Source organism: Bacillus cereus group sp. BfR-BA-01524, from assembly GCF_022662595.1.
In the GTDB taxonomy this organism is placed as follows: domain Bacteria; phylum Bacillota; class Bacilli; order Bacillales; family Bacillaceae_G; genus Bacillus_A; species Bacillus_A thuringiensis_S.
Genome location: NZ_JAKUDW010000001.1, coordinates 77,113 through 96,993, shown reverse-complemented (window position 1 = coordinate 96,993; position 19,881 = coordinate 77,113). Strand labels below are relative to the sequence as shown.

The window sequence follows — 19,881 nt, the reverse complement described above, 5'->3', positions numbered from 1 at the left end:
GCACGAATTTCACCTTATTTTTTCTTGTTATGATTTGCCTCAATATTACCTTTAATTTGTTTCACTGCACTATCAAGCGCCGCTTTTGGTGCCTCTTTATCTGTAACAACTAATTGAAGCGCATCTCCAGCTGGTTTCCAAACTTCTTGCATTTCTGGAATATTTGGCATTGGAATTCCATTTTCAGATTGCGTTGCAACCGCTTTTGCAGCTTCGTTATCTTTAATAATTGGATCTTCCATTACTGATTTTACTGGTGGAATTTCTTTCGTTTTCTCAAATCGAATTTTTGCGTTTTCTTCATTCGTTACCCACTCAGTGAATTTTGTAGCTAAATCATTTTGTTTAGAGAAACTTGTTACATGCCATCCTTTAACCCCAACAAACGTTTTCATCGGTTGACCATTTGGTAATTTCGGCATTGGAGCAACGCCATAATCAATTCCGTTCTTTTCCATTGCTTGGAACGCCCATGGTCCGTTCATAATAGATGCTGCTTTTCCTTCATTGAATAGTCCATCAGCAGCAGGCCCACCTGATTCACCGATAATACCTTTCGGGAATAATTTTTCTTTGTACCATTTTTGAAGATATTCAGCACCTTGTACTGCTCCGCTATTATTTAATCCAACATCACTTGCATTTGGCTTTCCATCTTTTTCACCAAATACATAACCGCCCATACCTGCCATGAATGCATTAGCAAAGTAGAAGTTATCTCCTAATGCTAAAAATCCGTACTTGCCATCTTTCGTAAATTCTTTTGAGAAGTTAAATAGCTCGTCCATCGTTTCTGGCGCTTTTGGCATTAGTTTTTTATTGTAAATAAAGACTGGTGTCTCAATTGCTTTTGGTAAACCATATAATTTTCCGTTATATGTCTGTGCTTCTATTGATGAATTAGTAAATTTACTCTTTACAGCATCATCCGCTTTCACTTCAGAAAGTAGACCTTCTGTTACTGCATTTCCGATTTGATCGTGTGGCAATGTTACAACATCTGGTCCAGTCCCCGCTGGCCCATCAAGGCGTAACTTTTTCACTTGATCTGTCATTTGCATTTCAACAACTTTTACTTTTACTTTATATTTTTCCTCAAAGCTTTTCACTGCTGGTTCTAAACCAACACCTTTTTTATCATCTTCCCAAACAAGAAGATCATAGTCTTTTTTCGCTTTACTTTCCTCTTTTTTCCCTGAATCTTTCGGTCCACATGCAGATAACATACCAATAGATAATGCGGAAACCGTTAATAATGATAATGCTTTCTTCATCCCAAAAACCTCCCTAAATTGTCTATGTACCTTAGTAACTGAAAACGTTTGCATTTAATAGTTTAATTGAAGCGCAAACAATATCTCAAATCTATGAAAACGTTTGCGCTATTTGTCTATCATTATACATTCTTTTATTCATTTTGCAAATATTAATTTAAAAATTATGTCATTATACTCTTTATACATTGACTTTATATGAAATGAATACTACTCTTATAAGCAATATTAAAGCTATAAGAAAGGCAATCGTTTGCAATACAGGCTTTATTATTACACTTAAGGGAATACTATGTATAGAGATATTGAAGGGGGATTTTCCATATGTTTAAAGAAGCCATTTATCATAGGCCGAAAGATAATTATGCATACGCTTACAATGAACAAACAATTCACATCCGGGTACGTACTAAGAGAGATGATGTTCAAAGTGCCACTCTTATTTACGGTGATCCTTACGAATGGAAAGACGGGAAATGGATTTCATTAAGTACACCAATGAAAAAAACGGGTTCTACTGCATTATTTGATTATTGGTCCATTTCAATCGAACCAAAATTTAAGCGCTTACGTTATGGATTTGAATTAAAATCTGAAACAGATACTCTTATTTATACAGAGCGAGGATTCTTTTCTAACATTCCAAATGATGATGTTGGTAATTTTTTCTGTTTTCCATTTATTCATGCAGATGATGTATTCAAAGCACCATCCTGGATTAAAAACACCATTTGGTATCAGATTTTCCCTGAACGATTCGCTAATGGCGATAGTACGCTGAATCCAGAAAACACCCTTCCTTGGGGAAGTACGAATCCAACTCCAACTAATTTTTTCGGCGGGGATTTTGCTGGTGTTATTCAAAACCTTGATTACCTTGTTAAGCTTGGCATTTCCGGAATATATTTCACACCTATTTTCAAAGCTCATTCAAACCATAAATATGACACAATTGACTATATGGAAATTGATCCACAATTTGGGACGAAAGAAACTTTCAAAGAGCTCGTTGAAGAATGTCATAAGCACGGTATAAAAGTAATGCTCGATGCTGTGTTTAATCATAGTGGATACTTTTTCGAGAAATTTCAAGACGTTCTAGAGAACGGTGAGAAGTCTGCATATAAAGAGTGGTTCCACATTCATGAATTTCCAATTATAACCGAGCCACTTCCAAATTATGATACTTTCGCCTTTACACCGTATATGCCTAAATTAAATACAGCTCATCCAGATGTAAAAGAATACTTACTTGAAGTAGGACGTTATTGGGTACGAGAATTCAATATAGATGGCTGGCGCCTTGATGTCGCAAATGAAGTCGATCACAACTTTTGGAGAGAATTCCGAACTGAAATAAAGACATTAAATCCTGAAGTATATATTTTGGGAGAAATTTGGCACGATGCCCTTCCGTGGCTACAAGGCGATCAATTTGATGCTGTCATGAGCTACCCTGTTACAAACGCTCTACTTTCTTACTTTGCTAACGATTCCATTAAAGCAAGTGAATTTATGAAGCAAATTACAGAATCTCTACATTCCTACTCTATGAATGTAAATGAAGCAGCCTTTCATTTATTAGATAGCCATGATACTCCAAGAATTTTAACAACATGCAATGGAGATAAAAATAAGTTAAAATTGCTCTATGTATTCCATCTTTCTTTCATCGGCTCTCCTTGCATTTATTACGGAGATGAAATCGGCATGGATGGTGGTATGGACCCCGATTGCCGTAAATGTATGATTTGGGATACTAAAGAACAAGATCATGCATTATTTACACATATACAAACATTGATTTCATTACGAAAACAACATGAAGCTTTTGGAGGACATGGTACTTTTCAATTCATCGAAGCAAATGATGAACATAATTATATTTCTTATACGAAAACATATGAGGATGAAACTATCTTTTTCGTTTTAAACCCTACTAATAGTGAAGTTACAGTTTCACTCCCTCTTCATGTTACTGGTAAGAAAATAATTAACATTTATACAAATGAAGAATTTTCAGCGGAAGCAAGTGTATTACAAGTTACACTTCCTCCATATGGATTCTCCATATTAAAATGGTAATCAAAAAAGCCTTATGCCATAGTGGCATAAGGCTTTTTCTTATTTCAATTTGAATACCATCGCTTCATACGGACGTAATGTAATGTTATCTATCGATCCGATTTCTACATCGTAATTGTGTATAAATAATTCTGATTCACTATAACTAATCTCTTCAGGCATTTCAAATACACTTTCATCCGCAGTAAAGTTTGCAATAACAAGTAGTTTTTCGTCTCCATATGTTCTTACATAAGCAAAAATAGAAGGATTATTCTCTAATATTAAATCATATGATCCATATACAACTATTTCATTATTTTTGCGTAGCTCAATTAATTTCTTATAGTAATAAAAAATTGAACCTTCATCTTGGATTGCTTGTTTCACATTAATCTCTTTATAGTTAGGATTTACAGTAATCCAAGGTTCACCTGTTGTAAATCCAGCGTGATTCTGATCATCCCACTGCATCGGAGTTCTAGCATTATCACGACCCTTTATATAAATAGATTCCATTACTTTTTCTATATCTTCACCATGGTCTATCACTTTTTCTTTATACATATTTAACGTTTCAATATCTCGATATTCATCAATTGATTGGAATCGAACGTTCGTCATTCCGATTTCTTCACCTTGATAAATATATGGCGTTCCCTTCATCATATGAAGAACTGTCGCTAACATTTTTGCAGATTCAATGCGATACATTCCATCGTTACCAAAACGAGATACAACGCGAGGCTGATCATGGTTATTCCAATAAAGGCTATTCCATCCGGTATGCTCTAATGCTTTTTGCCACTTTGTTAAATTCTCTTTTAAAGTAAGAAGTGAGCATGGTTTTACATCCCACTTTCCACCTTCTCCTGAATCTAAATCCATATGTTCAAATTGGAATACCATTTGCAACTCTTTTCGTTCTTCTCCAGTATACAATTTGGCCTCTTCTGTCGTTACACCTGGCATCTCACCAACCGTCATAATATCATAATGCGATAATACTTCCTCATTCATTTCATGCAAATATTTATGAATGTTTGGACCGTTCATAAAATGTTTATGACCTGAAACATAGCCATCTTCATCTGTTTCAACAGTTGGTAAGCCTTCTTCTTTAGAAATAAAATTGATAACATCCATGCGGAATCCATCAATTCCTTTTTCTAACCAAAACTTCATCATCTCATAAACATCTTGTCTTACCTTTTCATTATCCCAGTTTAAATCTGGTTGTTTTTTAGAAAACAGATGTAAATAATATTCATCCGTCATTTCATCATACTTCCATGCAGATCCACTAAAAGCAGCTCCCCAGTTGTTCGGTTCTTTCCCTTCTTTTCCAGGACGCCATATATAGTAATCCCTATATTTATTATCTTTTGATTTACGTGATTCAATAAACCAATTATGTTCATCAGATGTATGATTAACAACTAAATCCATCATCAATTTCATATTACGTTCATGCATTTCATGTAATAGTTCATCCCAATCTTCCATTGTTCCGAACTCGTTCATAATTTTACAATAATCACTTATGTCGTAACCATTATCATCATTTGGAGATTCATAGACAGGTGATAACCAAATCACATCAATCCCTAACTCTTTTAAGTAATCTAGCTTTGAAATAATCCCTTGAAGATCTCCTATACCATCACTGTTACTATCCATAAAGCTACGAGGATAAATTTGATATACTACGCTTTCTTTCCACCATTGTTTTTCCATTATGCTACCCCATTTCATTCATAATTCATTTTTCTCTTTTTTAAGGCGCAAACGTTTTCATTAATGAATGATAACAGATTCTATCTCAATTTAAAATAGCGCTTACAATTTTTATTGTTCTTTTTCTAAGAAAACATGCGAAAATCACTAATAACTCTCCAATATATGAGAACGTTTTATTTTTTTATTTATTTTTTGAATCTATTCGTTTATAATGAACTCAAAGAAAACGTTTGCATAATTATTTCTAGGGGGAAATACCATGGCAGAACTTAAATTAGAAAACATTTATAAGATATATGATAATAACGTAACAGCTGTAACTGATTTTAATTTACACATTCAAGACAAAGAATTTATCGTATTTGTCGGTCCTTCTGGATGCGGAAAATCTACAACATTACGAATGGTAGCTGGACTCGAAGATATTTCAAAAGGCGAGTTTTCAATTGATGGTAAACTAATGAATGATGTTCCTCCAAAAGATCGAGATATCGCAATGGTCTTCCAAAACTACGCTCTTTATCCACATATGAGTGTATATGATAATATGGCATTTGGATTAAAACTTCGAAAAATACCAAAAGATGAGATCGATCGTCGTGTGAAAGATGCAGCAAAAATTTTAGGGCTTGAACAATATTTAGATAGAAAACCGAAAGCATTATCAGGTGGACAACGCCAACGTGTTGCGTTAGGTAGAGCAATCGTTCGAGATGCAAAAGTTTTCTTAATGGACGAGCCATTATCAAACTTAGATGCTAAACTCCGTGTTGCAATGCGCTCAGAAATTTCTAAGCTACATCATCGCCTTGGAACAACAACAATTTATGTAACACATGACCAAACAGAAGCAATGACTATGGCTTCGCGTCTTGTCGTTATGAAGGATGGAAAGATTCAACAAATTGGAACTCCAAAAGAAGTATATGAAACACCAGAAAACATTTTCGTGGGTGGATTTATCGGATCACCAGCGATGAACTTCTTCCGTGGTAAATTGACTGAAACCGATTTCGTTATAGATAATGCCATAAAAATCAAAGTATCTGAAGGAAAAATGAAGATGCTACGTGAACAAGGCTATGTAAATAAGGAAATTGTTTTAGGTATTCGCCCGGAGGACATTCATGATGAACTACTATTTTTAGAAGCTTCACAATCTACTACTTTCACAACAAAAATTGAAGTTGCTGAATTGTTAGGTGCTGAATCTATTTTATATATGAAACTTGGAAATCAAGATTTTGCAGCACGTGTTGATGCAAGACATATATTCTCACCTGGAGACCAAATTAAATTGGCATTTGATTTAAATAAAGCGCATTTCTTTGACAGCCAAACAGAACAACGTATCCGCTAAAAAAATTTCCTTCTATATAACATACAAAAAAACCGTCCACATATATTGAGGGCGGTTTTCATTATTATACTAGGGCTTCTACTGTATGAAATGATTGTCCTTTCGTGCCAATAATACCGAAAATCGGTAAATCACTAAGCACCACTTCTTCTTGCTGTTTCATAAAAGATGACGTTAATTGTTTTATCTCTATCCAAACGTCATTAATACAAAGTACATTGGAATCGTTCTCTTGTTGGCGAGAAAAAATAGAATCTATTTTATATAAACCAGCATTTTGAAAAAGCATATCAATGCGACTGAATGCATTCAAAGTAATGCTAATAACGCGTTGCCAATCTCCTTGCTTTTCCATATCATAGAATACAAAAAGTGCTTCTCCGCCTAGATTCGTAATTTCCTCCACTGTTGCTTGTCCACTTTCTTGATCAATGTCCGTCACAATTACTTTTGCGCCTTGTTTAGCCAACAAAAGAGCTGTATTACGTCCAATACCGATGCCACCGCCAGTTACGATAGCAACTTTTCCTGCAAGCTTCATTTTCATTACCCCTTCTATAAGTCTTACCGTCATTCAGTATACTCCTTTATGAGATTATTCTGCAAGCAAGAAAAATTGCTATTTAATTTGTAAGCATTTACTTTTTATCCTTCTTTTTTCTTACTATTACGCTGATCAAGAACTAGACCGATAAAAATGAGAATGCCCCAAAAAATTATGCTACCTCCTGTCATCTCAACTTCCTCCTTATTATATAAAGTAAAACTTTAATCCGCCCCAAATGGTGAGATAAAGATATTATTTTTAATCATTATACCATTATCTTAATTTTCAATCTATTGTAAATAAAAATGACACATTTTAGCTTTTCCTTACTGTAAACATTCAAAATAGACTTATAAAATCAAAAAGACCTTTTTATATATAAAAAGGTCTTTTTTTATTTTATTATACAAGACTTATTACTTTCGTTTTTGTAATTAAATCCTGAAAACCACAATTATCTTTGCGGAACAACATCATATATACGTTACATATTAATGGAATTCCTAATAGCAATACGTTCGGTAATAACACTACAAAAAATCTTATAATTAATGTTTGCAACGTTAGCTTTTCACTCTTCAATGAAATTAATTTTATTCTCGTTACCTTTTTGCCAAGTGTAACACCGTTCCAAATAAAGGGTAACACAATAAAATATATCGCCATTAATATGAAAACTACTGCGAAATCATATCTAAAATCACCTAAGCTTATATTAAAGCGCTTAAACATAGCACTATAGTTTCCGGTCATAATAGCTACTACTGCACCATACATAACCGAGATTAAAAACATGTCAATTAGGGAAGCACCTATGCGATTCATTACAAGCGCTGGACGATGCATCTTTAACTTCATTTTATGTCGACTCCTTCATATCCTTCTTTACCCGTCTCATCGTACCACTTCTAAAAAACATTGTAAACTAGCGTTTCTCTTACTTTTCTTGTACAATTTGTTACAATAGCATTATAAAGGAGGTTCCCATATTGAAAAAATGGATAATCCTATTCGTCGCCTTCCTATTAACTGGTTGTGCAGGAAACACAAGTCACTTAACTTATACGGTTAACGATGAATACGAACTCATACGTACTTCTGGAAATGCATTTGAACTTTTCCCCTCGCAAGATGCTGTATATGCCACACAATACATCCCTGCAAAAATTACAGACATTGCTTGGGATGATAAATACATTATTGCAAAACAAACTGAGGAAAAATCAGATCCAAATAACCCTGACGCAGCAATTGCAAATAAAAAAAGTGAACATTATTGGATTATTGACGTAAAGCACAATAAACGTTTCGGTCCCTACAATGAAAAGCAATTTAACGAACAAAAAGATGCGTTTAAAATTAAGGTGCCTTTTCAAAATGTAGATTCATACATAAAAGAAATAAAAAAACAGTCAGCATAATATTTGAGTGCTGACTGTTTTTCTTACATTATTTTAAAAACACCTTACTCTGAAAGTGAGATATTAAACGTTTGTGACTCTTTTACAACATCTTGTGTTTCTGAATCTCCTGCAAGTAAATCATCAGTTGTAAACTGAATATCCTTTACCTTGTCTTTTCCATCGTCAAGTATTAAACCAATAATACCATCTCTTGTTTCACCAGGCTTATAGTCTTCTCTTGACACATTTTTTGTACCAACTAACGTATCTTCATCATATAAAAAGTTTTGAGTCGCTACTTTAAAATGTTGCTTACCATTAATCATAACATCATTCATAGAGAAAAATTGCATATTTTTATTCCCGCTATTCTCCACTTTATATGTAATCTCAACATAACGAATTGTATTACTAATCTCTGTTCCACTTAGCGATGCATATAATTCTGCATCTTCTTGGCTTACTTTATCCCCTAATCTACGTTTTACTTCTTCAGGAGTTAGTGCCGTGTATACTTTCAATGTATTTTTTGCTTTTTCACTCATCTGTGATAAAGAGATTACTTTCACATCTTGTACGTGAATTTTCATTGGCGCTACTTCAAATGTTTGATTCACAGAGTGCATCTGCTCTAACTTGAAAGTACCCCATCCTGTTTCTTTCACTTTTTGTCCTACTTTTTTCAGCTCACGCCCACCATATTCTTTCGTTTCAGGAATAGATTCTTTCTTCTTCGGTTCAGCTTTCTTTTCTTCTTGATGGAAGCAACCACTTAACATAAGAAGAAAACTACATAAAACAAAAATACTTTTCCATGCTTTCATCATTTCATTTCTCCTAACACTATCATTCATGAATATAAAATTAGTCCCTTGCTTTGTAAACTATAGAAACAATGAAAAGTCCACAAAATGAACTTGTCAGTCCAGATACTATTATACCTCCAATTTGGAAAATATGAAAATAGGGATCTAGGAACGCATGCACGATAAATATAATAGTTGCCACAACAATTACTGAAATCCAATACTTTCTTTTCTCCGAAGCTAAAATAAGATCTTTACCCATTTCATTTCTATACTTCCATAAAACGTATACTAATAATAGAAAACCAATACATGTACTTCCATGTTGCATATATTTATAAACAGGGATACCGTACCATTCTCTTTGCAATAATGGTATTTTCATAACAAAATAGCCTGTCTTATGAGTGAATGCATCCCAAACAACATGCGTTAACATACCGAATAATGCTGAATAACAAAATATAAAAAGATCCTTCCATGTATGAATCCTCCACCCCTTATCTACTACATATGTATAATACCCAGCAAATGGTTTAGGTAAATGTGTTATAAAAGGCTTTTTTAAAATGTAATGATATATACATGCTAATAAGAAGACAAGTGGTAAATTTAAATATAAGAACCCAAGCCACGTATGCCCAATAACACCATACGGTCTAAAGTGTAAAAAATATTCAAAGTCAGGCGCCATACTACCTAATATAAGAGCCGTTACTGACATATATTTAGAATGCTTTTTCGCAAAAGGAAGAACTGCTGCTGGATGTGCAAATGTAAACGGCATACTTTAACTCCTTCTCACATTTTCAATAGAATACCATCTATCATAACGAGAGAATAGATCTTCATGCAATATTTATTTTCACATTGGAATATGATAGTTTAAATGATATAATCCACATGAAATATTCAGAAAATAAGGAAGGGATTCAGGTGTCATTAACACTTGTATTTGCTGCCTTTTTAGATTCAAAATCCGTTATGAATTGAGGTTTATATATTGATTGACGTACCCTTTTTACAAAATGTCACATTAAAAAAAGAAAATATCCCTAGTTTTTCCGCATATCCTTACTGCTTACCCGCTATCCGAACATTACAATCACTAGCTTTCCATCCAAATGTAACATTCATTATTGGAGAAAACGGAACGGGTAAATCAACATTACTTGAAGGGATTGCAATTGCGTTAGGTTTTAATGCAGAAGGTGGAACGAAGAATTTCCGCTTTAGCACAAACGATTCACATTCATCTTTACATGAATACCTTCGAATTTCAAAAAGTTTCAATACACCAAGCGACGGTTTCTTTCTTCGCGCTGAATCATTTTATAATGTCGCTTCTTATATTGATGAAATAGATGCTATAAAATCTTACGGCGGCGTTTCACTACACGAACAATCTCACGGTGAATCATTCTTTTCCTTATTTATGAATCGTTTTTCAGGACAAGGTTTATACATTTTAGATGAGCCTGAGGCAGCTTTATCACCGATGAGACAACTTTCCATGCTCATTCGAATGCACGAACTAGCTGAACAAGGTTCACAATTTGTTATTGCGACGCATTCTCCTATTTTAATGGCTTACCCTGAATCTACTATATACTCTTTAACACAAGAGGGGATTCACGAATCCACATTAGAAGAAACCGAGCATTATCAAACGACGAAACTTTTCTTTGAAAATCGCGATCGATTATTCCATCATCTATTTGAGTCATAAAAAAAGAAGCAGCAATAGCTGCTTCTTTTTTATAGTGCTTCTATAAATAAGGCAACCCCGATACCGCCACCGACGCATAAAGAGGCAATTCCTTTTTCTAACCCACGTCTTTTTAATTCGTGAATTAAACTTACCGTAATACGAGCCCCTGTACAACCAATTGGATGCCCAAGTCCTACGCCACTACCGTTTACGTTCACTTTTTCACGGTCTAAACCTAACTCTTTCTCTACAGCTAAATATTGAGCCGCGAAAGCTTCATTAATTTCAAGTAAATCTGCATCTTCTAATGACCAATCCACTTTTTCTAAACCTTTACGAATTGCTGGTGCTGGTCCAATACCCATAATTTTCGGGTCTACTCCAGCTACTGAATATCCAACAATTCTAGCTAACGGTTGTAAGCCTTTTTCTTTCGCTTTTTCTTCGCTCATTAATACTAGAACTGCACTTCCGTCATTCAGGCCAGATGAATTACCTGCAGTTACAGACCCATCTTTACGGAATGCTGGTTTTAACCCTGCTAATTTTTCCGCTGTAATATCTGCACGTGGATGCTCATCCTTCGAAAATACTACTTCTTTTCTACGTTCTTTTATTGTAATAGGAACAATTTGATCGTCAAAGTGTCCAGACTCGATTGCCTTCAGTGCCAATGTATGACTGCGAAGAGCAACTTCATCTTGTTCCTCTCTTGTAATTTCATATTGTTCAACTAAATTTTCCGCTGTTTCACCCATCATAATATGGTGAATCGGATCTTCTAACACTTCCCACACCGTATCACGAATTTCTCCGTGCTGTAGACGTTGTCCCCAGCGGTGCTGTTTCAATGCATAAGGGCTCGAACTCATCGCTTCTACTCCACCTGCAACAACAACATCACTTACACCTAATTGGATTTGCATTGCAGCTGACATAATTGCTTGCATACCTGAAGAACATTGGCGTTGGATTGTATATCCCGTAACTGTGTCAGGAAATCCTGCCGCTAATGCAGCTGTTCTCGCCGTATTTGCTTCATCAGTTCTTTGAATACAATGACCTAAAATTACTTCATCAACTTCATGTGGTTCTACCCCGCCTCGTTTTACAGCTTCCTGAAGTACAGGAACAGCTAATTCTACTGGCGTTACATTTTTTAGCGCTCCTCCAAAAGTTCCAATTGGCGAACGAACTGCAGCTGTAATAACAACATTATGCATTTTGTACTTGCCCCTCTCTTATGTACCCTAGTAAGTTTTTAGGTGAAATTCCATAAGATGTATATCTACAACTATCATACTATAAACATACTAAAAAATCAAAATATTTCATATAATAAAAATAGAAGGAATTAACCTTCTATTCTGTCAGCGCATATAAAAACTTTTGCAAAATTTTCTCTGTCGTTTCATTCAATTTTGGCAACTTATCTACTGGAAAATATTGAAGTTTCAACCCTTCATGATCGAGCTTTAATTCCCCGCTCACATGATGTGCCTGATACAGATGAATGACATTGAAAATTTCATCGCCATTCGGATAACGGAAATATACTTCTTTTCCTGATAGAACACCAAGAAATTGCATTATTTTTGCAGTTAACCCCGTTTCCTCAAATAACTCTCTACGTGCTGTTTCTTCTGTCGTTTCACCCAGTTCCATCGCCCCGCCAGGTACACCCCAATCATATGTATCTGAACGATATTGAAGCAATACTTCTTGTTTATCATTTAATATAATGATTGCTGATCCTACGAGAATAAGTGGCCTTGTACCAACGACTTTGCGTAACTCTTCAATATACCCCATATGTAAATTCTCCTTTCCCTAACCTCCCTTATCATAACAAAATTTCTCTCTTTTTGTTCATGTAATTTTAAAGAAAAAAAGGAAGCTTTCGCCTCCGTTTTTTCATCTTTATTTCTTAAAACTTTCATATTTTACAGCTTCAAAAGCTTCCTCAATTTCATCATTACGATAATGGACATATGTAAAACGACCCAATTCTACTAATCTTGCTATTTCCTGTAACGCTTTATGCTGCTCATATGTTTCTTTCAGCTTAATATGTACATAAAACTTCATTAAAGGATGTTCATATAAAGGTTCTCCCACCTCTACATATACATCTTCAACCCCTTGTACAACTCTTACATAACTCGCAAATTGATAAAGTGCTTCTCTGTCTGAAACGATTTTTAATGTATACATATATTCTCCCCCTTTCCTTTACTATATCAAAAAGACGACCATATCATGTTATAGAACTATGAAATTTTTTTGACTTGTCATCTATATATTCATGTAACAAAAAAGGCGTTTATCCATACATAGCACCTTTTCCCCACATATATTATAGGAAGAACTTTTTTCATTTGAGGTGTTCCTTATGGATCCATACGTCAATATATGTATTTGTATTACTCCCGGCGCCGATATTTCTGATGACCGCATCGCAAAAGATTTAGCTGTTGCAGAATCAATTTGGCACCCCATTACATTTCAAATTCAAGAAGTAATTGTATTAAATGAACTTTTCCGTTTTTTTGACCGTGAAATCAGTTATAAAAATTCCATTCAAAGTCAAGAAAAGTTGGCATCCTTTTTCCAAACATGTGTAAATGAAGCTCCTGAATGCGACCTTTATATTTGTTATATTGGCAGTGATTATTTCAAAGAAACAGCAGTAATTGCCTGCGCTTATTCTTTAGCAAAACAACAGCAACTTACTGGCTATATCGTTTTAACAAATTCGGCTGCCCCTATGAAAAATATATATACGCTCGCTCACGAAATCGGTCATATTTTATTTACAAGACGTATTCATGGAAAACTTACTCATGCAGATCCTCATTCTCCAACCGGCTCGGAGCACCACCCTTCTCCAACAAATCTTATGTATCCGATAGTCCCTCGTCCAGAAAACGTTCATATTCATTCCTTATTAACAACAGAACAAAAAGCGCTCTCTTTACAAAGCTCTTTACTACAAAGAAAAAAACAGTAACCTTCATGTTACTGTTTAAAACAACTTGTTCCAATCAACAAACCAAATCCCGGCTGCTAGAAATAAAAATAGACAACTAAATGTAAATGTAATCCCTCTAAAAATCCCTATATAATATTTCTTTGGAAATAATTTTTTGCATATCCAAAGCAGCCCTTTTCCAATTAAACCGAAGAACAGAATATAACCCGATGTGTCATCTAATAAAGTATCGAAATAGTCATCATGTACCTTTTTCGAAAAGGTAGTATAGAGCCCAAAAATCGTTAAACCTAAAAACACAATAGACAATATACCTAGAAATATACTTTGCATATTCGTTCCCCCCTTGATAAAAAATTCAGTTCGTTCACTTCACTATTAGTATAAAACTAGCTTACAGTTTTTTTCTCTTCATTTTTTAAAGACCATCTCATTAATACATATAAACTTCCGTACAGAAGTAAAGTCTCTAACATTCCCCAATATGGGTTTTGCTTCCCTAATTCTTTAAATACAAACATAATTAATAACGGTATGATAACAGCTAATATTCCAATCCATCCAAGTATGTACGCTTCACCAATTAGCAGTACTAATAAGATTATTCCAGCTAGTATATAACTTTGCATTGTAGTTAATTGCAATACAGGTGTCCCGTACCATTTATTCATAAACATTAATAGTACTAGTAATAAAATTGGTAGCAAAGCTGCTACATAAATCATGCTAAATTCTTTTATTTTGCTCTTAAATGATGACATTTTAAAGGCAAATATAACGCCTGCAACAGTAACCATTAATATAATTGGATATCCAATCAACTGCACATTCGTTAATACAAATTCATGATTAGAACTTTCAAATAAAATATTTGTAAGTAACCAATATCCGCCTATCCCAATTATCATTCCTAAGATACTTTTTATACTCCCACCTTTATCCTTCTCCATCTCTTTAGCTAACTCTTCCGCATACTCTTTTGGTGAGTCACCAAATATGTCCCTTACCGTCTTCCCCTTTTTTTCACCTTCTATTAAATGAAGCTCTGCATCTTCTAGAAAAGCATCCACATCTTCTTCTTTAATTCCCTTAGTTATTAAATATACTTTCGTATCAATTAAAAACTTTTCTCCTTCTTTAGAAATCTTCATGATAATCCCCCTTTATTTAACCATTTCTCTTCTATTCGTCTTCATCATAATTTCAAGGAAAATCAAAATAAACAAACTTCCGTATAAACATATAATTTGAAATAGTATTGGCATAAGATCTTCCGATGTAAATGTTTTAAACAGTAACATAATAGAAAGTGGAATGATTAAATATAAGTTTTTAAACCATCCTTCAAAATATATATTTATAGCTACTGTGATGATAAAAATCCCACCAGCTAATATATAACTTTGGACTTCGGTGAATGTGAGCATTTTTGTAGGATATATCACATCTAATATCGTAACAGCTCCTAATAAAAACAATGGAGCAATCATAACTAAAGACCACATGGAAAACCATGTTTTTGTAAAGCTTGTGACGAAGGCCATTTTGCGAAGTAGAAAATTAGGACCCATAACAACTAAAATCAATGAAAAACTGTAACCGATACACTGCATAAGTGAAATCTGTAACATTCCATTATTCACTATTAAAATAGAAGCAATAATCCAAAACGATACGATATTCATTACTGTAAAACCAATTTGCTGCCACGTTTCCTGTCTATCTCTTTCCATCACTTTTACAAGTTCATTTGCATATTCTTTCGGTGAGCTTCCGAAAATATCTTCTACACTCTTCCCCTCACTCTCACCTTCTATTAAATGCAATTCTGCATCTTCTAAAAAGTTTTCAATATCACTTTCTTTCACACTCTTTGCCGTCAAAAATAATCTCATATCTAACAAAAACTTTCGAGCTTCACTTGATAACATTATTTTCTCCTTCCCTTCCCTTCAAGTAGACGTTCTACACTACTTTGCATCGCTTCCCAGCGATCCATAAATTCATCAAGTGCTTCCTCGCCTTTTTCTGTTAATGTATAATATTTTCTCTTTGGACCAGATGGCGATTCCTTCATTACGCTTGTTATTAGTCCTTCTTTTTGCATTCGTATTAATAACGGATAAATACTTCCCTCACTCGCCATTGTAAAACCATACTTTGCTAGCTTTTCACTCATTTCATAACCGTATATTTCGCCTTCAGAAATAATAGCAAGTAAGCATCCTTCTAAAATCCCTTTCAACATTTGACTTGTCGACATAATTCAAATCCTCCTACTATCTTGTTTTACAAGATAGATAAGCGTAAGTATCTTGCTTTACAAAATAGTATAGCAAAGACTATTTTGCAAAACAAGATAGCTAACGATATTTTTTCCAAATGTTTGCAGGAATTTCATTATAACCTCTCTAAATAGAGCACTATGAAAACTTTATTATGAAGGGATGTTTTTCATCATGGTTACAAATCGAGTTGTCTTTTTAACAGGTGCTGCGAGTGGTATTGGATATGAAATGGGAAGTGCTTTTGCAAAAGAAGGTGCAAAAGTTGTGATTACTGATCGTCTTGAAGAACGTGCGAAAGAAGCTGCTGAACAATTACAAAATGAAGGTTTTCAAGCTATCGGTTTAAAATGTGACGTTACATCTGAAGAGGAAATTACAGCATCAATTTCTCAAACAGTTAGTCATTTCGGTTCATTAGATATATTAATTAACAACGCAGGAATGCAACACGTTTCACCCATTGAAGACTTTCCAACTGAAAAGTTTGAGCTACTAATTCAAATTATGCAAATTGCTCCGTTTATCGCAATTAAGCATGCCTTTCCGATTATGAAACAACAAAAATATGGTCGTATTATTAATGTCGCTTCTATTAACGGCCTTGTCGGGTTTGCTGGAAAAGCTGCCTACAATAGTGCAAAACATGGCGTAATTGGATTAACAAAAGTTGCCGCTTTAGAAGGTGCTACGCATGGTATTACTGTTAATGCCCTTTGCCCTGGTTATGTCGATACCCCTCTTGTACGTAATCAACTACAAGACTTAGCTACTACACGAAATGTACCACTTGAAAATGTTTTAGAAGATGTTATTTATCCACTCGTCCCACAAAAGCGCTTATTACAAGTACAAGAAATCGCTGATTATGCTATGTTTTTAGCGAGTGAAAAAGCTAAAGGTATAACTGGTCAAGCTGTCGTTATCGATGGTGGCTATACTGCTCAATAAAAAATAAAGTTTGCTCAAGAAGAGCAAACTTTATTTTTTATCGCGAGGATCTTCGTACTTTAGTAATTGCCGCGGGAGCTTCTCAATTGCAACAATTACCCCCTCTAATTTACTTTCAATACGGTGGAGTAAATATAATGTTACAACAATTGGAAACCCTACATTACCTATCATCTTGATCCACTCTTCCATCCTCTTCTCCTCCTTTCATTATATAAGTAAGAGAAAACAATGCATTTAGGCATAAAAAAACAAGCTATTATGTATTAGCCTGTTTTTCAAATAATGATGCAATTTCTCGTTTATAATCCCCGCTTATAATACCTTTCTCAGTAATAATTCCTGTAATTAATTCGTTCGGTGTTACGTCAAATGCAGGGTTATAAACATTCGTTCCGATTGGTGCTACTTGTTTTCCAAAGATTTTCGTAACCTCTGTTTCATCTCTTTCTTCAATAATTATTTCGGCTCCAGTTTCTTTCCTAACATCAAATGTTGACAGTGGCGCAGCAACATAAAATGGGATATCAAAGTGCTTTGCTAAAATAGCTAAATTCATTGTCCCTATTTTATTTGCCGTATCTCCATTTGCGACAATTCGATCCGCCCCTACAATAATTGCATTTATTTCTTTCGTTTGAATAGCATGAGCTGCAGTATTATCTGTAATAAGGGTCACATCAATATTTGCTTGCTTCAATTCCCAGGTCGTTAAGCGACCACCTTGTAAAACTGGTCTCGTTTCACACGCATATGCATGTAAACGCACACCTTTCTCTTTTCCAATATAAAAGGGAGCTAATGCAGTTCCATATCTGGCAGTTGCGATACTTCCAGCGTTACAGATTGTTAAAATATTATCGCCATCTTTAAAACATGTTAACGCATATTCCCCAATATTTCGGCACACCTCTTCATCTTCCTGCTGAATGCGAAGCGCTTCTTCTTCTAATGTTTTTTGTGCTTCTTTTATTGTAGTAATCTCTCGAATAGATTCTCTCATACGATCAATTGCCCAAAATAAATTTACTGCTGTCGGGCGTGACGTTCCTAAATAATTACAATCTCTATTAAACTTCTTTTGAAATTCTTCAATATGTACAGTGTTATATTTTTTTGATGCAAGCGCCAAACCAAATGCAGCTACAATTCCAATTGCAGGCGCTCCTCGTACTTCTAACATTACGATGCTTTTCCAAACCTCTTCAATAGTCGTCAATGTTTTGTATTCTGTGCTATGCGGCAATTTTGTTTGATTTAATACCGCAATTGCATCACCTTTCCAGCTTACAGATCTCGGAACAGTAACAATTGTACTCACGCTTTTACGCCCCCTGAAACTGTCTGTTGAAATAATGTTCGAAACAGTTGAATATCAGCACTTTTAGATTCATATTTTATTAGTTCTTTACCTAAGGATAGCGCTTGCTTCTTAGCTTGAATTCTTGTTTCTTTATTTTCTATTTCATCTAAATCTGCTACATGAGCTAAACCAATTGTTCTACGAATCAGTTCACATCCGGCAAATCCAACTGCATCAGTAAAGATATTTTGCAAAATAATTGGTAACCATTGTTTTTCTTTCGTATATGCTTCTACACCTTCTCCAATCCATAACTTTGTAAAAGTCTCTACAAAATAACTCCACGTCTTTTCTATATGGAAAAATAGTACACTTCTTTTTTCTTCTTCTCTAGATAAAGCATTTAATAATAGATTTGCAATAAATTGACCTATGTCAAATCCAAATGGGCCATATGTCGCAAATTCTGGATCAATCACTTTCGTTTCAGAAGGTGACGAAAAAATACTACCAGTATGTAAATCACCATGAATAAGAGTTTCTTTTCTTGTTAAGAACTTATATTTATATTGTGCTACTTTTAGTTTTAAAGTTTTATCACTCCAAAGTTCATCAACCACGAGCTGTAAGTCTGGCTCATAATCATTTGTATCATAATGTCCAAACGGATCTGTAAACACTAAATCCTCTGTAATTTTACAAAGGTCCGGATTTACAAAGGTACCTTCTAGTACCCTCTTCTCTTCTGACTGTAAACCAAAATCTGAAGTGTAAAATAAAACATGTGCTAGAAAACGGCCGATATGCTGGGATAAAAGCGGATATTCTTCTCCGTCTATTAATCCTTTTCTTGTAATTGTTAGTCTTGATAAGTCTTCTATTACCGTTATCGCTAACTCTTCATCAAGACTGTACACTACTGGAACATAATCCGGTACATACTGCGCAAAAATTTGTAAGGCCTTGCTTTCAATCGTTGCTCTTTTTATAGACAATGGCCAGCTTTCACCAACTACTTTCGCATAAGGCAGTGCTTGTTTTATTATAATGGATTTCTCTCCATCATCTAATTTGAACACGTAATTTAAGTTTCCGTCTCCAATTTCATGACAAACGACATTTGCCTTCGCTTCAAAATAGCCATGATCTTTCGCATATTGTACAGCTGTTATTTCTGTTAATGAATAATATCCCATCGTCTTCTCCCCCTTTTTAAATTCAGAGGTTTTTCTAACATAGAAAAACCTCTTTCCACTAAGAAAGAGGTTTGAAGTTTATCTTCTCCCCTCTTATCTGCCAGAAAGTTTTACTTTCTGCTGGAATTAGCACCGTGCCTTTTGGCGTAATAAACGCCCCATTTCACAATGGTATTACGGTCGGTTGCTGGGCTTCATCGGGCCAAATCCCTCCACCTGCTCTTGATAAGAGTTGTATAATTTTTTGAA

23 protein-coding genes and 1 riboswitch are annotated in these 19,881 nt (G+C 34.6%); of the genes, 6 read left to right on the top strand and 17 right to left on the bottom strand.

Annotation, left to right across the window (positions count from 1 at the left end; genetic code table 11):
- Positions 1-14: 14 nt before the first annotated feature.
- A complete protein-coding gene (locus MR170_RS00570; protein ID WP_000709923.1) occupies positions 15-1,274 on the bottom strand; it encodes an extracellular solute-binding protein in 1,260 nt (419 codons plus the stop codon).
- Positions 1,275-1,598: 324 nt separating this feature from the next.
- Between MR170_RS00570 and MR170_RS00565 the strand changes: the two genes are divergently transcribed.
- Positions 1,599-3,359: an alpha-glycosidase gene (locus tag MR170_RS00565; RefSeq protein ID WP_016080427.1), complete on the top strand. Its 1,761-nt coding sequence runs from the start codon at positions 1,599-1,601 to the stop codon at positions 3,357-3,359.
- A gap of 39 nt (positions 3,360-3,398) precedes the next feature.
- Here the strand turns inward: MR170_RS00565 and malL are convergent, their stop codons facing one another.
- On the bottom strand, positions 3,399-5,075 hold the full coding sequence (gene malL, locus MR170_RS00560) for an oligo-1,6-glucosidase (protein ID WP_242306755.1): 1,677 nt from the start codon (positions 5,073-5,075) through the stop codon (positions 3,399-3,401).
- Between the two features lie 262 nt (positions 5,076-5,337).
- Between malL and MR170_RS00555 the strand changes: the two genes are divergently transcribed.
- Entirely contained in the window at positions 5,338-6,438 is a 1,101-nt protein-coding gene (locus MR170_RS00555; protein ID WP_016080422.1) for an ABC transporter ATP-binding protein, read from the top strand.
- A 64-nt stretch (positions 6,439-6,502) separates the two neighbouring features.
- On the opposite strand, the gene MR170_RS00550 is transcribed toward MR170_RS00555, so the two are convergent.
- The 3 genes from MR170_RS00550 to MR170_RS00540 all read right to left on the bottom strand — a co-directional run bounded on the left by MR170_RS00550 (position 6,503) and on the right by MR170_RS00540 (position 7,843).
- Positions 6,503-7,012 (bottom strand): SDR family NAD(P)-dependent oxidoreductase, encoded by a 510-nt coding sequence (locus MR170_RS00550; RefSeq protein WP_000218413.1) that lies wholly within the window; start codon positions 7,010-7,012, stop codon positions 6,503-6,505.
- A 71-nt stretch (positions 7,013-7,083) separates the two neighbouring features.
- Positions 7,084-7,173 (bottom strand): hypothetical protein, encoded by a 90-nt coding sequence (locus MR170_RS00545; RefSeq protein ID WP_016080421.1) that lies wholly within the window; start codon positions 7,171-7,173, stop codon positions 7,084-7,086.
- 214 nt (positions 7,174-7,387) lie between these two features.
- Positions 7,388-7,843, bottom strand: coding sequence for an RDD family protein (locus MR170_RS00540; protein ID WP_000769081.1), 456 nt, complete (start codon positions 7,841-7,843; stop codon positions 7,388-7,390).
- 131 nt (positions 7,844-7,974) lie between these two features.
- Here MR170_RS00540 and MR170_RS00535 point away from each other — a divergent pair, with 131 nt between their 5' ends.
- Positions 7,975-8,406, top strand: a complete 432-nt coding sequence (locus MR170_RS00535) for a DUF3997 domain-containing protein (RefSeq protein ID WP_000758789.1) — start codon at positions 7,975-7,977, stop codon at positions 8,404-8,406.
- A 44-nt stretch (positions 8,407-8,450) separates the two neighbouring features.
- Here the strand turns inward: MR170_RS00535 and MR170_RS00530 are convergent, their stop codons facing one another.
- Both MR170_RS00530 and MR170_RS00525 read right to left on the bottom strand, forming a co-directional pair.
- Positions 8,451-9,215, bottom strand: a complete 765-nt coding sequence (locus MR170_RS00530) for a hypothetical protein (protein WP_000973900.1) — start codon at positions 9,213-9,215, stop codon at positions 8,451-8,453.
- A 37-nt stretch (positions 9,216-9,252) separates the two neighbouring features.
- Positions 9,253-9,981 carry a DUF4184 family protein gene (locus MR170_RS00525; protein WP_016080420.1) on the bottom strand — a complete coding sequence of 243 codons (729 nt, stop codon included), beginning with the start codon at positions 9,979-9,981 and terminating at the stop codon, positions 9,253-9,255.
- 216 nt (positions 9,982-10,197) lie between these two features.
- Between MR170_RS00525 and MR170_RS00520 the strand changes: the two genes are divergently transcribed.
- Positions 10,198-10,923, top strand: coding sequence for an AAA family ATPase (locus MR170_RS00520; protein ID WP_000568005.1), 726 nt, complete (start codon positions 10,198-10,200; stop codon positions 10,921-10,923).
- 29 nt (positions 10,924-10,952) lie between these two features.
- On the opposite strand, the gene MR170_RS00515 is transcribed toward MR170_RS00520, so the two are convergent.
- The 3 genes from MR170_RS00515 to MR170_RS00505 all read right to left on the bottom strand — a co-directional run bounded on the left by MR170_RS00515 (position 10,953) and on the right by MR170_RS00505 (position 13,119).
- Complete coding sequence (locus MR170_RS00515; RefSeq protein WP_242306754.1) at positions 10,953-12,128, bottom strand: acetyl-CoA C-acetyltransferase; 1,176 nt, start codon at positions 12,126-12,128, stop codon at positions 10,953-10,955.
- Between the two features lie 139 nt (positions 12,129-12,267).
- On the bottom strand, positions 12,268-12,717 hold the full coding sequence (locus tag MR170_RS00510; RefSeq protein WP_002005651.1) for an NUDIX hydrolase: 450 nt from the start codon (positions 12,715-12,717) through the stop codon (positions 12,268-12,270).
- Positions 12,718-12,825: 108 nt separating this feature from the next.
- Positions 12,826-13,119: a DUF3928 family protein gene (locus MR170_RS00505; protein ID WP_000288330.1), complete on the bottom strand. Its 294-nt coding sequence runs from the start codon at positions 13,117-13,119 to the stop codon at positions 12,826-12,828.
- Positions 13,120-13,297: 178 nt separating this feature from the next.
- Here MR170_RS00505 and MR170_RS00500 point away from each other — a divergent pair, with 178 nt between their 5' ends.
- The gene (locus MR170_RS00500; protein ID WP_000371606.1) at positions 13,298-13,915 is read left to right on the top strand and encodes an ImmA/IrrE family metallo-endopeptidase; all 618 of its coding nucleotides are present in this window, start codon (positions 13,298-13,300) and stop codon (positions 13,913-13,915) included.
- A 15-nt stretch (positions 13,916-13,930) separates the two neighbouring features.
- Here MR170_RS00500 and MR170_RS00495 read toward each other — a convergent pair whose 3' ends face one another.
- From MR170_RS00495 to MR170_RS00480, 4 genes are read right to left on the bottom strand one after another with little or no spacing between them, the layout of a single operon-like run.
- Positions 13,931-14,230, bottom strand: coding sequence for a DNA-binding protein (locus MR170_RS00495; protein ID WP_144465503.1), 300 nt, complete (start codon positions 14,228-14,230; stop codon positions 13,931-13,933).
- A gap of 56 nt (positions 14,231-14,286) precedes the next feature.
- On the bottom strand, positions 14,287-15,048 hold the full coding sequence (locus MR170_RS00490; RefSeq protein ID WP_088114595.1) for a DUF1129 domain-containing protein: 762 nt from the start codon (positions 15,046-15,048) through the stop codon (positions 14,287-14,289).
- 12 nt (positions 15,049-15,060) lie between these two features.
- On the bottom strand, positions 15,061-15,828 hold the full coding sequence (locus MR170_RS00485; protein WP_242306753.1) for a DUF1129 domain-containing protein: 768 nt from the start codon (positions 15,826-15,828) through the stop codon (positions 15,061-15,063).
- Positions 15,828-16,160: a PadR family transcriptional regulator gene (locus tag MR170_RS00480; protein WP_000107977.1), complete on the bottom strand. Its 333-nt coding sequence runs from the start codon at positions 16,158-16,160 to the stop codon at positions 15,828-15,830. Before MR170_RS00480 ends, MR170_RS00485 begins: the two co-directional genes overlap by 1 nt.
- A 196-nt stretch (positions 16,161-16,356) precedes the next feature.
- On the opposite strand from MR170_RS00480, the gene MR170_RS00475 reads away from it, so the two are divergent.
- Positions 16,357-17,133, top strand: coding sequence for a 3-hydroxybutyrate dehydrogenase (locus MR170_RS00475; RefSeq protein ID WP_016080416.1), 777 nt, complete (start codon positions 16,357-16,359; stop codon positions 17,131-17,133).
- A 30-nt stretch (positions 17,134-17,163) separates the two neighbouring features.
- Here MR170_RS00475 and MR170_RS00470 read toward each other — a convergent pair whose 3' ends face one another.
- The 3 genes from MR170_RS00470 to mtnK all read right to left on the bottom strand — a co-directional run bounded on the left by MR170_RS00470 (position 17,164) and on the right by mtnK (position 19,632).
- The gene (locus tag MR170_RS00470) at positions 17,164-17,325 is read right to left on the bottom strand and encodes a YvrJ family protein (RefSeq protein WP_000393336.1); all 162 of its coding nucleotides are present in this window, start codon (positions 17,323-17,325) and stop codon (positions 17,164-17,166) included.
- Positions 17,326-17,392: 67 nt separating this feature from the next.
- Positions 17,393-18,454, bottom strand: a complete 1,062-nt coding sequence (mtnA, locus tag MR170_RS00465; RefSeq protein WP_000104611.1) for an S-methyl-5-thioribose-1-phosphate isomerase — start codon at positions 18,452-18,454, stop codon at positions 17,393-17,395.
- Positions 18,451-19,632, bottom strand: coding sequence for an S-methyl-5-thioribose kinase (gene mtnK, locus MR170_RS00460; RefSeq protein ID WP_242306752.1), 1,182 nt, complete (start codon positions 19,630-19,632; stop codon positions 18,451-18,453). Before mtnK ends, mtnA begins: the two co-directional genes overlap by 4 nt.
- A 90-nt stretch (positions 19,633-19,722) precedes the next feature.
- A riboswitch (SAM riboswitch) is annotated at positions 19,723-19,864 on the bottom strand.
- Between the last annotated feature and the right edge of the window lie 17 nt (positions 19,865-19,881).

What these genes read in the sequence shown, in the direction of transcription:
- MR170_RS00570 (WP_000709923.1), bottom strand. Translation starts at nt 1,274, where the DNA reads ATGAAGAAAGCATTATCATTATTAACGGTTTCCGCATTATCTATTGGT.
- MR170_RS00565 (WP_016080427.1), top strand. Translation starts at nt 1,599, where the DNA reads ATGTTTAAAGAAGCCATTTATCATAGGCCGAAAGATAATTATGCATAC.
- malL (WP_242306755.1), bottom strand. Translation starts at nt 5,075, where the DNA reads ATGGAAAAACAATGGTGGAAAGAAAGCGTAGTATATCAAATTTATCCT.
- MR170_RS00555 (WP_016080422.1), top strand. Translation starts at nt 5,338, where the DNA reads ATGGCAGAACTTAAATTAGAAAACATTTATAAGATATATGATAATAAC.
- MR170_RS00550 (WP_000218413.1), bottom strand. Translation starts at nt 7,012, where the DNA reads ATGACGGTAAGACTTATAGAAGGGGTAATGAAAATGAAGCTTGCAGGA.
- MR170_RS00545 (WP_016080421.1), bottom strand. Translation starts at nt 7,173, where the DNA reads ATGACAGGAGGTAGCATAATTTTTTGGGGCATTCTCATTTTTATCGGT.
- MR170_RS00540 (WP_000769081.1), bottom strand. Translation starts at nt 7,843, where the DNA reads ATGAAGTTAAAGATGCATCGTCCAGCGCTTGTAATGAATCGCATAGGT.
- MR170_RS00530 (WP_000973900.1), bottom strand. Translation starts at nt 9,215, where the DNA reads ATGATGAAAGCATGGAAAAGTATTTTTGTTTTATGTAGTTTTCTTCTT.
- MR170_RS00525 (WP_016080420.1), bottom strand. Translation starts at nt 9,981, where the DNA reads ATGCCGTTTACATTTGCACATCCAGCAGCAGTTCTTCCTTTTGCGAAA.
- MR170_RS00515 (WP_242306754.1), bottom strand. Translation starts at nt 12,128, where the DNA reads ATGCATAATGTTGTTATTACAGCTGCAGTTCGTTCGCCAATTGGAACT.
- MR170_RS00510 (WP_002005651.1), bottom strand. Translation starts at nt 12,717, where the DNA reads ATGGGGTATATTGAAGAGTTACGCAAAGTCGTTGGTACAAGGCCACTT.
- MR170_RS00505 (WP_000288330.1), bottom strand. Translation starts at nt 13,119, where the DNA reads ATGTATACATTAAAAATCGTTTCAGACAGAGAAGCACTTTATCAATTT.
- MR170_RS00500 (WP_000371606.1), top strand. Translation starts at nt 13,298, where the DNA reads ATGGATCCATACGTCAATATATGTATTTGTATTACTCCCGGCGCCGAT.
- MR170_RS00495 (WP_144465503.1), bottom strand. Translation starts at nt 14,230, where the DNA reads ATGCAAAGTATATTTCTAGGTATATTGTCTATTGTGTTTTTAGGTTTA.
- MR170_RS00490 (WP_088114595.1), bottom strand. Translation starts at nt 15,048, where the DNA reads ATGAAGATTTCTAAAGAAGGAGAAAAGTTTTTAATTGATACGAAAGTA.
- MR170_RS00485 (WP_242306753.1), bottom strand. Translation starts at nt 15,828, where the DNA reads ATGTTATCAAGTGAAGCTCGAAAGTTTTTGTTAGATATGAGATTATTT.
- MR170_RS00480 (WP_000107977.1), bottom strand. Translation starts at nt 16,160, where the DNA reads ATGTCGACAAGTCAAATGTTGAAAGGGATTTTAGAAGGATGCTTACTT.
- MR170_RS00475 (WP_016080416.1), top strand. Translation starts at nt 16,357, where the DNA reads ATGGTTACAAATCGAGTTGTCTTTTTAACAGGTGCTGCGAGTGGTATT.
- MR170_RS00470 (WP_000393336.1), bottom strand. Translation starts at nt 17,325, where the DNA reads ATGGAAGAGTGGATCAAGATGATAGGTAATGTAGGGTTTCCAATTGTT.
- mtnK (WP_242306752.1), bottom strand. Translation starts at nt 19,632, where the DNA reads ATGGGATATTATTCATTAACAGAAATAACAGCTGTACAATATGCGAAA.